General features: G+C 73.7%; 12 protein-coding genes. 6 read left to right on the top strand and 6 right to left on the bottom strand.

Annotation, left to right across the window (positions count from 1 at the left end; genetic code table 11):
* Nucleotides 1-25: 25 nt before the first annotated feature.
* Nucleotides 26-256, bottom strand: coding sequence for a DUF5133 domain-containing protein (locus tag ACFZCD_RS10790; protein ID WP_391829465.1), 231 nt, complete (start codon nt 254-256; stop codon nt 26-28).
* 187 nt (nt 257-443) lie between these two features.
* On the opposite strand from ACFZCD_RS10790, the gene ACFZCD_RS10785 reads away from it, so the two are divergent.
* Both ACFZCD_RS10785 and ACFZCD_RS10780 read left to right on the top strand, forming a co-directional pair.
* Nucleotides 444-572, top strand: a complete 129-nt coding sequence (locus tag ACFZCD_RS10785; protein WP_391829464.1) for a hypothetical protein — start codon at nt 444-446, stop codon at nt 570-572.
* Nucleotides 573-713: 141 nt separating this feature from the next.
* Nucleotides 714-1373, top strand: coding sequence for a phosphoribosyltransferase (locus ACFZCD_RS10780; protein WP_391829463.1), 660 nt, complete (start codon nt 714-716; stop codon nt 1371-1373).
* 56 nt (nt 1374-1429) lie between these two features.
* Here the strand turns inward: ACFZCD_RS10780 and ACFZCD_RS10775 are convergent, their stop codons facing one another.
* Complete coding sequence (locus ACFZCD_RS10775; RefSeq protein ID WP_391829462.1) at nt 1430-3604, bottom strand: catalase; 2175 nt, start codon at nt 3602-3604, stop codon at nt 1430-1432.
* Between the two features lie 79 nt (nt 3605-3683).
* On the opposite strand from ACFZCD_RS10775, the gene ACFZCD_RS10770 reads away from it, so the two are divergent.
* Together ACFZCD_RS10770 and ACFZCD_RS10765 are read left to right on the top strand one after the other, a co-directional pair.
* The gene (locus ACFZCD_RS10770; protein ID WP_391829461.1) at nt 3684-4616 is read left to right on the top strand and encodes an NAD-dependent epimerase/dehydratase family protein; all 933 of its coding nucleotides are present in this window, start codon (nt 3684-3686) and stop codon (nt 4614-4616) included.
* Between the two features lie 152 nt (nt 4617-4768).
* Nucleotides 4769-5425, top strand: a complete 657-nt coding sequence (locus tag ACFZCD_RS10765; RefSeq protein WP_391829460.1) for an HAD-IA family hydrolase — start codon at nt 4769-4771, stop codon at nt 5423-5425.
* Between the two features lie 40 nt (nt 5426-5465).
* Here the strand turns inward: ACFZCD_RS10765 and ACFZCD_RS10760 are convergent, their stop codons facing one another.
* From ACFZCD_RS10760 to ACFZCD_RS10750, 3 genes are all read right to left on the bottom strand, one after another.
* The gene (locus tag ACFZCD_RS10760; protein WP_391829459.1) at nt 5466-6566 is read right to left on the bottom strand and encodes a PP2C family protein-serine/threonine phosphatase; all 1101 of its coding nucleotides are present in this window, start codon (nt 6564-6566) and stop codon (nt 5466-5468) included.
* A 121-nt stretch (nt 6567-6687) separates the two neighbouring features.
* Nucleotides 6688-8103, bottom strand: a complete 1416-nt coding sequence (locus tag ACFZCD_RS10755; RefSeq protein ID WP_391829458.1) for an amino acid permease — start codon at nt 8101-8103, stop codon at nt 6688-6690.
* A gap of 149 nt (nt 8104-8252) precedes the next feature.
* Nucleotides 8253-9083, bottom strand: coding sequence for a class I SAM-dependent methyltransferase (locus ACFZCD_RS10750; RefSeq protein ID WP_391829457.1), 831 nt, complete (start codon nt 9081-9083; stop codon nt 8253-8255).
* Nucleotides 9084-9159: 76 nt separating this feature from the next.
* Here ACFZCD_RS10750 and ACFZCD_RS10745 point away from each other — a divergent pair, with 76 nt between their 5' ends.
* Nucleotides 9160-9765, top strand: a complete 606-nt coding sequence (locus ACFZCD_RS10745; protein WP_391829456.1) for a TetR/AcrR family transcriptional regulator — start codon at nt 9160-9162, stop codon at nt 9763-9765.
* 63 nt (nt 9766-9828) lie between these two features.
* A complete protein-coding gene (locus ACFZCD_RS10740) occupies nt 9829-13527 on the top strand; it encodes a hydantoinase B/oxoprolinase family protein (RefSeq protein WP_391829455.1) in 3699 nt (1232 codons plus the stop codon).
* Nucleotides 13528-13546: 19 nt separating this feature from the next.
* Here the strand turns inward: ACFZCD_RS10740 and ACFZCD_RS10735 are convergent, their stop codons facing one another.
* Nucleotides 13547-14590 (bottom strand): zinc-binding alcohol dehydrogenase family protein, encoded by a 1044-nt coding sequence (locus ACFZCD_RS10735; protein ID WP_391829454.1) that lies wholly within the window; start codon nt 14588-14590, stop codon nt 13547-13549.
* Between the last annotated feature and the right edge of the window lie 200 nt (nt 14591-14790).

The following is a 14790-nucleotide window of genomic DNA, read 5'->3' as shown; positions in this document are numbered from 1 at the left end:
AGAAACATCGGATCCCGGTCAACGGTCAGAGGCCCTGGAGGACCGAGTCGTCCAGGGGGCGGGCGCCGGGCAGCCGGTGCCGGGCGGCGGCCAGGGCGGCGTCGACGTCGCCGGTGCCCGTGGCCACGCACAGGGTGTAGGCGATGTCGTCCATTCGCTGACGGGCCTCTTCACCGCCGTGGTCGGCGCCGAGGATCCGCAGGGTCTCGTACTCCCGGACCAGATCCCTCAGTACGACCGGGTGCGCCATCAGCATCGTCGTCCCCTTTCCGTCTCTGTGACCTCATGGCACGCAGGCGCCTTCCCGCAAGTGCCCCTGTCATTCCTGCCGGCACAAGACCTGCGGCCGGACCGCGTATCCCGGCGTGAGCCGTGAAGTGCCGGGCATGCGAAATGCTGACGACGGAACAAGCCGGAACACGACAATGGAAGGAGCAGCCGGTATGACGACCGCACGCGAGATCATGGCCGAAGGCGCCGCATGCATCGGCGTGCAGGAGAGCGTCCTGACGGCGGCACATCTGCCCGGCCCGGAGGTGGGCGACCTGGTCCGGGCCCTCTCCGCCGGCTGACCGTCCCGTCAGCGGCCCCGGGCGGGGAGCGGACGGCCGTCCCGGCCGCATAGTCTCCGGCCCGGCGGCTACTCGGAAGCCCAGGTTCCGGATCCTCCGGGGCCCCCGCAGACCCCGAGGCCCCGGAAGGGACGGTCGCCGATGCGGTTCCACGACCACCGGCACGCAGGCCGGGAGCTGGCTCTCGAGCTCCTGGAACGAGCCTCCGGCGGCGGCCTCGCCGACGCCGTCGTCCTGGCCCTCCCCCGCGGCGGCGTACCCGTCGCGGCAGAGGTCGCCCGAGCCCTCGGGGCTCCCCTCGACGTCCTGAACGTCCGCAAGATCGGCGTACCGGGCCATCCGGAGGCCGGCATCGGGGCGATCACCGGCGACGATCCCCCGCTCTACGACCGGGACCTCATGGCCCGCCTCGGCATGACCGAGGACCGCCTCGCCCCGTACGTCGATCGCGAACGCATGGAACTGCGCCGCCGCGAGGACCTCTACCGGCGCGGCCGCCCCCTGCCGGAGGTCATCGGCCGGACGGTGCTCGTCGTCGACGACGGGCTGGCCACCGGCCTCACCGCCCGCGCCGCTCTCCGCGCGCTCCGCCGGCGGGAACCGGCGCGCCTGGTCCTGGCCGTCCCCGTCTGCTCCCCGCAGGCGGCGGCCGCCGCGCGTCAGGAGGCCGACGACTTCGTGTGCCTGCACCAGCCGGACGGGTTCCGGGCCGTTGGCGAGTGGTACGAGGAGTTCGCCCAGGTGACGGACGACGAAGTGCTCGGCGAACTCCGCGCCTTCGACGCGTCCCGTGACGCGTGACGCGACGCGTCACGGGAAGGCGGCGGCCCGGCCGGAGAGGCATGACAGCCAGGAGTTCAGTTCAGAAGTCCCGGACGGTACGGGAACCGGTGCTGCTCCAGAGCACCGATGAGGCCCTCGGCCACGTCCTCGGCCGTCGCGGTGCCGTTGCCGGTGATGACGCCGTGGCCGGCGGCGGAATCGCCCAGGACGACGTCCTCGGGGAGTTTGGCCGCCGTCAGCAGCCGGGTGCCTTCGCCGAGGACGGCCAGAGGCTTGCCGTGCCGGTAGGCCTCCTCCACGAACCGCACGGCCGCCGGGTCGGCCGCGAGCTCGTTCACGGCCGCGGCCCCGTCCGGCACGAACACGGCGTCGTAGAGGACCGATGCCATGGTGGGCAGCGCCCGGTCGACCTTCAGCCCCTCGCCGCCGGCACCCTGGACCTCTCCGTCCTTGGCGGCCAGGACCTCGACCAGCGCGCCGGCGCCCGTCAGCCGCTCGCGGACCGAGGCGACCTGGCCGGCGTCCGCGCCGCCGGCGACCAGCACCGCCACCTTGCGGGTGCGGACGCCCTCGCCGCGGAGGTTCTCCTGGCTCAGGGCGGGCGACGCCGCCGTGGTGATGCCGGTGACGGGCTGCGGGGCGGGCAGCCCCAGCCCGTCGGCGACGGCGGCGGCCAGTTCGCCGCTGACGTTCGCCAGGTTTCCGGTCATGCGCTCGCGCACCTGGACCGAGACGACCTTGCCCAGCTCGAAGCGGAACGCCTCGACGATGTGCCGCCGTTCCCAGTCCGCCATGCTGTTCCAGAAGAGCGCGGCCTGGCTGTAGTGGTCCTGGAAGCTCGGGCTGCGCTCCCGGATCTTCCGCCCGTCCACCCGCTCCGCGTAGTGCCGGAACACTCCCGCGCCGCCGCCCGCGCCTGCGTGGGCGGGACAGCCGCCGCCGAGCGAGTTGGGGAAGTAGTTCGTGCCGGGGTGGATGACCTGCTGCCCGTAGCCGTCGCGGTGGTTGTGGTGCACGTCGGCGACGGGGCGGTTGACGGGGATCTGGCTGAAGTTCGGGCCGCCGAGCCGGATCAGCTGCGTGTCGAGGTACGAGAAGTTGCGGCCCTGCAGGAGCGGGTCGTTGGTGAAGTCGATGCCGGGGACGACGTTCGCCGTGTGGAAGGCGACCTGCTCGGTCTCGGCGAAGAAGTTCTGCGGATTGCGGTTCAGGACCAGCCTGCCGACCGGCCGGACCGGTACCTGCTCCTCCGGGATGATCTTCGTGGCGTCGAGCAGGTCGAAGTCGAACGAGAACTCGTCCTCCTCCGGCACCAGCTGCACGCCCAGCTCCCACTCCGGGTACGACCCCGCCTCGATGGCCTCCCAGAGGTCGCGCCGGTTGAAGTCGGGGTCGCGTCCCGCGGTGATCTGTGCCTCGTCCCACACCAGCGAGTGCACGCCCAGCACGGGCTTCCAGTGGAACTTCACGAACGTGCCGCGCCCGTCGGCCGTCACGAACCGGAACGTGTGCACCCCGAAGCCCTGCATCATCCGGAAGCTCCGCGGAATGGCCCGGTCGGACATCAGCCACATCAGCATGTGGGTGGCCTCCGGCTGCAGCGACACGAAGTCCCAGAACGTGTCGTGGGCCGAGGCGCCCGTCGGCATCTCGTGCTGCGGCTCCATCTTCACCGCGTGCACGAAGTCGGGGAACTTGATGGCGTCCTGGATGAAGAACACCGGCATGTTGTTGCCGACCAGGTCGTAGTTGCCTTCGCGCGTGTAGAACTTCGTGGCGAAACCCCGCACGTCACGGACGGTGTCGGCCGAGCCGCGCGGTCCCTGGACGGTGGAGAAGCGCACGAAGACGGGCGTGCGGCGGCCCGCCTCGGCGAGGAAGTCGGCGCAGGTGTACTCGCTCAGCGATGCGTACGGCTCGAAATAGCCGTACGCTCCGGCGCCGCGGGCGTGGACGACCCGCTCGGGGATCCGCTCGTGATCGAAGTGCGTGATCTTCTCGCGGTTGTGGAAGTCCTCCAGCAGCGTCGGGCCCCGGGTCCCGGCACGCAGCGCGTTGTCGGTGTCGTCGACGCGCACGCCCTGGTCCGTGGTGAGGGCGTCGTGCTCCGGAGCAGCACGGAATCGCTCCAGCTGCTCGTCCTTCGGATCCTGGGGCACGGCGTTCTCCCGGTGCGACGAGTCGTGGTGAGCGGACACGCGAGCACTTCCTTTCGCCGGATCGAGGCTGAACCGATCGTTCCGGCTCATCCGGGTGCCCCGGACACGCAGGCTGAAACGCCGCGAACCGGGGGCTGAGCGCATCGCACATTCGTACTAGTGTGCGTGGGTGAGTCTTTATGTCGTCGTGGGATACGGGGCCGCCGGGGCGGCCACTGCTCGTCTGCTGGCCGAAGAGGGCCATTCCGTACGGGTCATCACCAAGTCGGGCCGGGCCCCGGAGCCCGGAATCGAACACGTCGCACTGGATGCGGCGGACGGCGAGCGGCTGGCCGGGGCCGTGCGGGGTGCGGCCGCGGTGTTCGGCTGCGCCGCACCGCCCTACCACCGCTGGGCCGCCGGCTGGCCTCCCCTGGCCTCGTCGCTCTGCGCCGCGGCCGAGGCGTCCGGGGCCGTCCTGGTCATGCTGGGCAACCTCTACGGCTACGGGCCGGTGGACGGTCCCCTGACCGAGGACCTGCCGCTCGCGGCGACCGGCCCCAAGGGGCGGGTCCGCGCCGCCGTCTGGGAACAGGCGCGGACCCTGCACGAGCAGGGGCGCATCAGGGCGGTCGAGGTGCGGGCCTCGGACTTCTTCGGGCCCGGCGTGACCGACGGCGGACACCTGGCCGCACGGGTGATGCCCCGCCTGCTGCGCGGCAAGCCGGTCTCCGCGCTCGGGGACCCGGACGCCCCGCACAGCTGGAGCTACCTCCCCGACGTGGCCAGGGCCCTGGTCGAGGTCGCGGGCGAGAAGCGGGCCTGGGGGCGGGCCTGGCACGTCCCCACGGAGCCCCCGCTGTCCGTCCGGGAGATGACCGGCCGCCTCGCCGCCCGGGCGGGAAGGGAGCCGGTCGCCGTGCGCCGGACGCCGCCGGCCGTGCTGGGCCTCGCCTCGGTGTTCTCCCCGATGATCCGCGAACTGAAGGAGATCCGCTACCAGTTCGACCGCCCGTTCGTCATCGACGCGAGCGCTTACGAGGCCGCGTTCGCGGTCCGCGCCACGCCCGTCGACGAGCAGGTCGAGGCGACGGTGAACTGGTGGCGTGACATGACGCCGTAGACGGCCCGGCGCCGGTCCGGGCCGGGCCGGCGACGGTAGAAGCTGCCGCAGCGGCAACTGCAACCCCGGCAGACCTCCGGGGTGCACCACCGCGCGGCGGCAGGCGGGCACCGCCCGATGGCAGCATGTTCACGCCAGGTACGCTCCCGGTCATGCAATTCTCAGCGAGCGCCCTCCTGTTCGACAGCGACGAGACGCTGGTCTCGTCCTTGCGGTCCGTCAAGCGCGTGTGGAGCGCGTGGGCCGAGTCGTACGGCATGACCCTCGAAGAAGCGATGGCGCGCGTGGAGGTGCACGGCCGGCCCGCCGCCGAGATCGTCGCCGCGCTCCTGCCCGCCGGGCAGGCCGCCGAGGGGCTCCGGCGGCTGGTCGACGCAGAGGTCGCCGACGCGCTGGCGGGCGGGGTGGAGCCGGTTCCCGGTGCCCTCGCGCTGCTGGCCTCGCTGCCTCAGGACCGCTGGGCCGTGGTGACGTCCAGCAGCCGGCGCGTGGCGGAGACCCGGCTGGCGCAGGCGGGGATCGAGCCCAAGTTCCTCATCACGTCGGACGACGACCTCACCCACTACAAGCCCCACCCGGAGCCGTTCCTCCTCGCCGCCGAACGGCTCGGCTTCGACCCGGCCCGCTGCGTCGTCGTCGAGGACGCACCCGCAGGCCTGACGGCCGGCCGGGCGGCCGGCATGGCGACCATCGCCCTGACGACGACGCACCGGCCGGAGGAGCTCCGGGCGGACGCCGTGGTCGCGGACCTCACCGCCGTGTCCGCCCGGGTCACCGGGACGGGAGAGCTGGAGATCGTCGCGGGCTGAGCCCCGGGCCGGAGCCGGAGCCGGAGCTGCAGCACGGTCGTCACTCCGGCATCGCGCCCACCTGGGGATCGGCTTCCTCGGACCGGTCGAGGACGAGCATCGCCGCGTCGTCCGCCAGGCGCCCCCCGGTGTGCCGGATCAGCCCCTGGTGCAGCTCGTCGAGGAACTCCTGCGGGGTGCGGGCCTGCCCGGCCGCCATGGTCTCCATGGCCTCGGCCAGGGGGAAGAAGTCGTTGTCGCGGTTGCGGGCTTCGGTCACGCCGTCGGTGTGCAGGAGCAGGCGGTCGCCGGGGGCGAACGGGTAGCACTCCGCCTCGGAGAGGCCGATGGTGAGGTCTTCCAGCCCGAGCGGCGGCTGCGGCGAGGCGGGCCCCAGGCTCCGGGCCTTGCCGCGGCTCAGCACCAGCGGAGGGGGGTGGCCGCGGTTGACGATCTGGACGACGGGCCCGTCCGGCACCTGGGCCACGAGCACCGTCACGAAACCCTCGTCCAGGGCCTCCTGCCCGAACGCGCCCGGCACGGCGCACTCCCGGCGGAGCGCGGCCATGCAGTGCTCCACCACCTCCACCAGGTCGGTCTCGTAGTGCACGGACTCCCGGAACGCGCCCAGGACGGCCGCGGCCGCGCGCACGGCGGGCAGCCCCTTGCCCCGGACGTCCCCGACGATCACCCGGACCCCGTACCGGGTCTGGACGGCCTCGTACAGGTCGCCGCCGATCTGCGCGCCCTTCTCGGCCGCGAGGTACAGGCTGGCGGCCCGGACCGGGCCCAGCCGGGCGGGCACGGGCCGCAGGATGACCTCTTGGGCCGCGGCGGCGATCCGGCGGACCTGCTCGAGCTCGTTGTGCCTGCGCGTCCGTACGGCCGTGCTCATCGTGAGGCCGGCCACGGAGACCAGGAAGAGCGCCAGGAAATTGGTATAGACCTGCAGGGTGCCCCACGCCTGGTTGTAGGTCGCCGTGCACACGCTGACCGCCGCGGCGGCCCCCGCCGCGGCGAGGGTGCCCTTGGGTCCCATCGTCACCGCTGCCAGCGCCGGTATCGCCGTGAGGAGGGGGCCGGTGTAGAGGAAGTGCGCGGGGGAGAACTCGATGCCCACCACGATCAGGGCGATCGCGAACGGCGCACCCTGCATCAGCATGAAGAGGCCCCTGCTGTAGGCGCCCGTTCCTGGCCGAGGGGGTGAGCGGAGGAGCGACCCCATGTCTCCAGGCTCCCCCGGGGAGGCCCGGCGGTCCAGCCGGGCCCGGCGGTACGGCTCCTCACCCGCCGTGTCCGGCTTCGGCCGCCACCTCCCGGACGCCCCGCGGGCGGCCGGCCCTCACCCACAGCCGGTACAGCAGGGCGGCGATGAGCAGGGCCGCCACGAGCGAGACGACCGGTTCGCCGCGTGCCAGGTTGATCACCAGGACGAACGCGACCGCCACCGCCCCGACGACATTGATCAGAAACCGGACGGTTTTCCCCTCCGCCGCGGAGAAGCGCGCCATGGCGATCAGGCCGGCGAGGAACGACATGAACACCGAGACCGCGTAGAAGAGCACGAGCCGCTGGTCCTCTCCCCCGGCCGCAGCGATCACGGCCGCGGAGACGACGAGGAAGAGCAGCACGCCCCAGTACGGGGTGTGGTGACGGTTCGTCGTTCCCCACAGGGCGGGGAGGATTCCGGCGCCGGCGCTGCCGTCCGCCCGTCGGTGCCGTGCCAGCGCCTTGAGCAGACCGGGGCCGGCCTGGAAGGAGGACGACGCGGCGGAGAGCAGCAGCAGGGCCGTGACCAGCTGGAACGTGGCGTAGAGCGCGCCCGGGGCCGCTTGGTGTGCCAGCTCCGAGATCTGTGTCCGGTCTGCGGGCGGGATGCCGGTCTGCAGGTGGCGGGCCTCGGCGGTCAGCGCCAGGGTGATGCTCCCGACGATGCCGAGGGTGAGCCACAGGGTGATGCGGCCGAAGCGGCGGCGCCCGGCGTCGTCGAGCTGCCCGAGCTGGGCGATGGCCGAGGACGGGGCTTCGACGCCGGTCGCCAGGGCCATCGCCACGGGGAAGGCGAGAGCAACCGCCAGGGGAGCGGTGTGCGGTGCGGTGTGCGACACCGTGCCGACGGCGTGCACGGGGGCGCCGGCTCCTTCGACGAGCACGGCGGTGGTGACGGCGATGAAGGCCAGGGTCATGACCGCGAACACGGCCCGCCCCAGGTGCCCGAACCAGGTCAGTCCCGCGACTCCGGCGGTCAGGCCGATCGCGAGCGCGACGCGCCACGGAGCGGCCGCCGGCAGATAGGCGATGATCGCGGAGGCGCCCGCTGCCGAGCTGATGGCGATGGTCAGCACGAAGTCGACGATCAGCGCGCCGATGGGCACGAACGCCCACGCCTCGCCGAACGCCTCCCCGGCCGCGGCCGCCGCGCCGCCGCCCTGCGGGTAGCGGGCGACGATCTGGTGGTAGTTGAGGATCACCAGGGCGATCAGTCCGACGACGAGCCCCATCGTCGGCATCAGGAGCGCGAGGTCACCGCCCAGGGCCCGCAACGCGGCCTCGATCGCGTACGCCACCGATGACACCGGATCGGCCATCACCGCGAAGGCGAACGCCAGCAGCAGCACCGGACGCGCGTGCAGCACGGTCCTCACGGAGCGGTGGCCGGTGGTCTCGGACGACCCCCGGCGGATGACGCGCTTGGTCAAGGGCCTGCCCTCAGGACGGTGAAGGACACGACGTGGCCGGTCGCCGGCCGTACTTCCCGGCACACCGGCTCGAAGCATACGCATCCGCCGGCGCCGGGGAGGGGCGAAGCGCGCGGACCGCCGGACAGTCCCGGCAGCCCGGCGCGTGCTCAGGTGACGCCGCTCCGCTCCGCGACGACGGTCACCGTCGTGTAAGGCACCGTGAAGCAGCCGCCCATCGCGTCGATCGCGGCCCCCACGCTCTCCAGGACCTCCGTCAGCCGGTCCGGCGGGAGCCGGGTGAGGGGGCCGTGGGTGGGCATCTGGTCCAGCCAGGCGGCCCGCGTGTACGACCACTCCCAGTCGAAGCGCCACTGCTCCGGCTCGCCGAACCCGCCCGTCCCGCGGATCGCGTCGGCGGTCTTCGCGAGCAGAGGCTGGTTCCTGTCCAGGGACTGCTTCGTCAACGTCTCGCGGCCGAACGGGGAGCCGGGAGCGACCCGCTCGTAGGCCGTGGCGAAGGCTTCCACCACGGCGGCCGGCAACTGCGGCACGTTCCAGAACACCGCCAGCCGGCCGCCGGGCCGCAGCACCTGCGCGGCCTTGGCCGCGCCCGCCACCGGGTCGATCCAGTGCCAGGCCTGGCCCGCGACGACCGCGTCGAACGTCCGGCCGGCCGGGTCCCAGGTCTCGAACGTGGCCGTCTCGGCCTCGACCCCGAACCGCCGTGCCACGCCGGCCATCCGCGCGTCGGGCTCGACCCCCAGCACCCTGCAGCCGGCCTCCTGGAACTGCCGGGCGGCGATGCCGGTGCCGCAGCCGACGTCGAGGACCTCGGGGCCGGGACTGGCGGCGACGATGCGGTCCACCATGGCGTCGGGATAGCGGGGCCTGGCCCGGTCGTAGCGTTCGGCGTCCGAGCCGAACGACTCCGCCATCTGCCGCTGCCGGTGGAGTTCCTGCGCGGAGGGGCGCGATTGCCCCGGAGGTAGAGTGGGCATGCGCCCACTATGGTGGGCGAGTGCCCACTCGTCAACGGTCGCGGGCGGGCCCGGCGAAGCAGGAAAGGTGCGTCACATGCCGACAGGGGTGGCCTTGCGCGATGCGCGTGAGCAGCTGTTCGACGCCGCGGAGCGCATTCTGCTCCGGGCCGGGCCGAGCGCGCTGACCAGCCGCGCGGTCACCACGGAGGCGGGCTGCGCCAAGGGCGTCCTCCACCGGCACTTCGCCGACTTCGACGCCTTCCTCGCCGACCTCGTGCGCGACCGCGCCGCCCGCATCGACGGCCAGGCCACCGCCCTGCGCGACGCCGCCGGGACCGGGACCGTCGCCGGCAACCTCAGCGGCGCGCTGACGGACCTCTTCGGACCGGTCGCCGTGGCGATCGTCGCCCTCATCACCTTCCGGGACGACCTGCGCGCCCGGCTGCGCCGGTCCGGGCCGGCCGGCGTCCCGGTGCTGACGGAGGCCACGGCCATGCTCGCCGCGTACCTGACCGCCGAGCGCGAGCTGGGCCGCATCGCGGCCGATGCGGACGTCGAGGCCCTGGCTCCCGCCCTGATCGGCGCCGGGCACCTGCTCTTCGCCGACCGCAGCGGCACCCCGCCGGAGCCCGAAGCCGTCCGCAAGGTCGTGACGACGGTCGTCGGTGGCGTCCTGGGCCCGCACCGGCCTGCACCGTAGCGGCGGACGGGGCATGCTGAAGGCAGACCCCGGCGGGCGGCGGGCAGGGCGGAAAGGGGTGCCATGAGCTCCGGCACGACGCCGGCGACACCGTCCGGCACGTCCCCCGGCCCCGGTCGCGGCTGGCAGTTCTGGGTCGACCGGGGAGGCACCTTCACCGACATCGTCGCCCTGCGCCCGGACGGCGGCCTGCTCACCCGCAAGCTCCTGTCGGAGAACCCCTCCCGCTATCGCGACGCGGCCGTCGCGGGCATCAGGGAGCTGCTCGGTCTGGAGGAGCACCAGGAGATTCCCGCCGGCAGCGTCGAGGCCGTGCGGATGGGCACGACGGTGGCGACGAACGCCCTCCTGGAGCGCACGGGCGAGCGGACCGTGCTGGTGATCACGCGTGGATTCCGGGACGCGCTGCGGATCGGCTACCAGAACCGTCCCCGGATCTTCGACCGGCGGATCGTCCTCCCCGAGGCCCTGTACGAGCGGGTCATCGAGGTCTCCGAGCGCGTCACCGCCGACGGGACGGTGCTGCGCCCGCCCGGCCTCCGTGCCCTCGCCGCGGAGTTGCGGCGCGCCTACGACGACGGCATCCGCGCCGTGGCGGTCGTGTGCATGCACAGCTCCCTCCACCCGGAGCACGAGGAGGCGATCGGGGAACTGGCCCGGCGGCTCGGCTTCCCGCAGGTGTCGCTGTCCGGCCGGGTCAGCCCGCTGATGAAGCTGGTGCCGCGCGGCGACACGGCCGTCGCCGACGCCTACCTCTCCCCCGGCCTGCGCCGTTACGTGCGGCAGGTCGCCGACCGGATGCCCGGTGTCCGGCTGATGTTCATGCAGTCCAACGGCGGGCTCGCCGAGGCCGGCCGCTTCCGCGGCAAGGACGCCGTGCTGTCGGGCCCGGCGGGCGGCATCGTCGGCATGGCGCGCATGGCGCAGCTGGCGGGCTTCGGCAAGGTCATCGGTTTCGACATGGGCGGCACTTCCACCGACGTCTCCCACTTCGCCGGCGCGTTCGAGCGGGTCGTCACCGCCCAGGTCGCGGGGGTCCGGCTGCAGGCGCCCATGCTGGACATCCACACGGTCGCGGCCGGCGGCGGATCGGTCCTGCACTTCGACGGCAGCCGTTACCGCGTCGGCCCGGACTCCGCGGGGGCGCACCCGGGCCCGGCCTGCTACCGGGCGGGCGGCCCGCTGACCGTCACGGACGCCAATGTGATGCTCGGCCGCATCCAGCCCGCGCACTTCCCCCGCGTCTTCGGCCCGGACGGCGGCAGTCCGCTGGACGCGGACGTCGTACGGAGCGGGTTCGCCGGGCTCGCGCGGGACATCGGCGCGCGGACCGGTGACGAGCGCAGCCCCGAGGAGGTCGCCGAAGGGTTCCTGCAGGTGGCGGTGGCGAACATGGCGGCCGCCGTGAAGCGGATCTCCGTGCAGAAGGGCCACGACGTCACCGAGTACGCGCTGACGACCTTCGGCGGTGCCGGCGGCCAGCACGCCTGCGCCGTCGCCGGCTCGCTGGGCATCCGCACCGTCCTCGTACCGCCCATGGCCGGGGTGCTCTCCGCGCTGGGCATCGGTCTCGCCGACACCACCGCCCTGCGCGAGCAGTCCGTGGAGCTGCCCCTCACGGAGGCGAGCATGGAGCGGATCCACGCGGTGGCAGGGGACCTGGAGGAGGCGGCCCGGGCCGTGCTCCGCGCCGAGGACGTCCCCGCCGGACGCATCCGGGTGGCCAGGCGCGCACGGCTGCGCTACGACGGCACCGACACGGCGGTGACGGTGTCACTGGCCGGGCCCTCCGCGATGACCGAGGAGTTCGCCTCGGTTCACCGGGCGATGTACTCCTTCCTCCTTGACCGCCCCGTCATCGTCGAGGCCCTCTCGGTCGAGGCGACAGGCCTCACCCCGCAGCCGGACGCCCGCAGCCTGGCCGGCCCCGGGCCGGAGCCCGGCAGCGCCCCGGCCGCCGGCACCGTCCCGCTCTACACGGGCGGGGCATGGCGCGACGTCCCCCTGCGGGAGCGCGAACTCCTGCGCCCGGGCAGCGTCGTGGACGGTCCCGCCGTCATCACCGAGGCGAATGCGACCACGGTCGTGGACCCCGGGTGGCGGGCGCGCTCCGACACCACCGGGCACCTGGTCGTCGAGCGCGTGGCCGAGCCCGCCGGGTCCGGCGTGGAGGCCGCGGCCGACCCCGTGATGCTGGAGATCTTCAACAACCTCTTCGTGTCGGTCGCCGAGCAGATGGGGGCGCGGCTGGAGTCCACGGCGCAGTCCGTCAACATCAAGGAGAGGCTGGACTTCTCCTGCGCGTTGTTCGACCCCGGCGGCAGCCTCGTCGCCAACGCGCCGCACATCCCCGTGCACCTCGGGTCGATGGGGACCGCGGTCCGCGAGGTGATCCGCCGCCGGGCGGGGACCATGCGGCCGGGCGACGCGTACGCGGTCAACGACCCGTACCACGGGGGCACCCACCTGCCCGACGTCACCGTGGTGACCCCGGTCTTCGAGGAACGCCCCGAAGACCCCGGCCGCCGGGCGGATCCGGCCATCCTCTTCTTCGTGGCCTCCCGCGGTCACCACGCGGAGATCGGCGGGATGACGCCGGGGTCGATGCCCGCCGGCAGCCGCACGATCCACGAGGAGGGCGTGCTCTTCGACAACTGGCTGCTCGTCCAGGACGGCAGGCTCCGGGAGGCCGAAACCCTGGAGCTCCTGACCGGGGCGCCCTACCCGTCGCGCGATCCGGCCACCAACCTCGCCGACCTGCGGGCCCAGATCGCGGCCAACCGCAAGGGCGTCGAGGAGGTCGGCAGGATGATCGGCCACTTCGGGCCGGACGTGGTGCGCGCCTACATGCGGCACGTGCAGGACAACGCCGAGGAATCCGTGCGCCGGGCGGTGGTCTCCCTGGCCGACGGCGCCTGCCGCTACGAGATGGACTCCGGTGCGGTCATCGCCGTGCGCGTCGCGGTGGACCGCGGGCAACGGTCCATGACGATCGACTTCACCGGTTCGTCACCGCAGCTGGCGACGAACTTCAACGCACCCACTTCCGTGGTGAACGCCGCGGTGCTGTACGTCCTGCGGACGCTGCTCGCGGAGGACATCCCGCTCAACGACGGCTGTCTGCGGCCCCTGCGCATCATCGTCCCGGCCGGGTCGATGCTGGCGCCCCGTCACCCCGCGGCCATCGTCGCGGGCAACGTCGAGACGTCCCAGGCGATCACCGGGGCCCTCTACGCGGCGCTCGGCGCGCAGGCGGAGGGCAGCGGCACGATGAACAACGTCACCTTCGGCAACGACCGGCACCAGTACTACGAGACCGTCGCCTCGGGCTCCGGCGCGGGCCCGGGGTTCGACGGGGCGGCGGCGGTCCAGACCCACATGACGAACTCCCGGCTGACGGATCCGGAGGTGCTGGAGTGGCGCCTGCCCGTCCTCGTCGACGAGTTCGCCATTCGCGGGGGCAGCGGGGGCGCGGGCCGGTGGCGCGGCGGCGACGGCGCCGTGCGCAGGCTCCTGTTCCGGGAGCCGATGACGGTGAGCGTCCTGTCCGGGCACCGCCGCGTCCCGCCCTACGGCATGGCCGGCGGGGCCCCCGGCGCCCTGGGCTCGAACCGGGTGGAGCGGGCCGACGGCACCGTCACGCCGCTGGCGGGCTGCGACTCCGCCGAGGTCCTGCCCGGTGACTTCCTGGTGGTCGAGACGCCGGGGGGAGGCGGCTACGGCAGCCCGCCGGGCGCCCCGCCGGGCGAGGGCCCGGCCTGAGCGGCGCCTCGGTCCGCCATCAGTCCGCCATGAGCACGGCCGCTCCCGTGACGCGGTCCGCGGCCAGATCGGCGAGCGCCTCGGCGGCCCTGCTCAGCGGATAGGGCTGGACGTGTACAACGGGGCGGTGGCGTGCCGCCTCGGCGAGGTACGCGCGGCCGTCGGCGCGGGTGTTGGCGGTGACGCTGCGCAGGGTGCGTTCCTGGAAGAGGTGGCGCCGGTAGTTCAGGGGCGGGACGTCCGTCAGGTGGATGCCGGCCACGGCGAGCGTGCCGCCGCGGTCGAGGGCCGCCAGGGCGACGGGCACGAGGTCGCCGACGGGCGCGAACAGGATCGCTGCGTCGAGAGGTTCGGGGGGAGCGTCGTACGCCCCTGCCGCGGAGGCGGCCCCGAGGGCGAGGGCCAGGCGGCGCGCCTCCTCGGCGCGGGTCATCACGTGGACGGTGGCTCCCCTGGCCGTGGCGAGCTGGGCGGTGAGGTGGGCTGAGGCGCCGAACCCGTAGATGCCGAGGCGTCCGCCGGGCGGCAGCGCGGCGCGTTCCAGGGCCCGGTACCCGATGATCCCGGCGCACAGCAGCGGCGCCAGTTCCTCGTCCGGGAGGCCCTCGGGCAGGTGGTAGGCGTAGCGCGCGTCGGCCACGGCGTGGCGGGCGTAGCCGCCGTGGACGTCCCATCCGGTGTAGCGCGAGTGCGGGCACAGGTTCTCCCGGCCGGCCCGGCAGTACCGGCAGGCGCCGCAGGTGCCCGCCAGCCAGGCGAGGCCCACCCGGTCGCCCGCGGCGAAGCCCTCCGCGCCGGGGCCGGTGGCGAGCACCCGGCCCACGACTTCGTGGCCGGGGGTGCATCGCGGAACCCGGGGCGCCAGGTCGCCTTCGGCGAGGTGCAGATCGGTGCGGCACACGCCGCAGGCGCGCACCTCGATGAGGAGGCCGGCCGGCCCCAGGGGGGCCAGAGGGCGCTCGATGCGGCGCAGCGGGTGCTCGGCGGCCGGCGCCGTACGGTCGACCACCCAGGCCAGGGTGGTGGCCGGTCCGTCGTCCGTCGCGTGCGTCCGGCTCGGCACGATCGGGCTCCTCCCACAGGTGCGGCCACCCGTTCCATGGTGCGCCGCCGCGGCCCTCCCCGCCAGCGCCGCGTCGCTGCCGCCGGGCCGCTGCGCCCGCCGGCACTGCGCTCTCAGGGGCTCTCCTCTACTCCTCCCGGCTCCTGCACAGGAGGGGACTCGCCGACGTTCATCTGCCAAATGCCCCGCATTCAGGTACT

This window comes from Streptomyces sp. NPDC008001 (genome assembly GCF_042958085.1).
In the GTDB taxonomy this organism is placed as follows: Bacteria; Actinomycetota; Actinomycetes; order Streptomycetales; family Streptomycetaceae; genus Streptomyces.
This window is presented reverse-complemented; position numbering and strand designations above follow the sequence as displayed.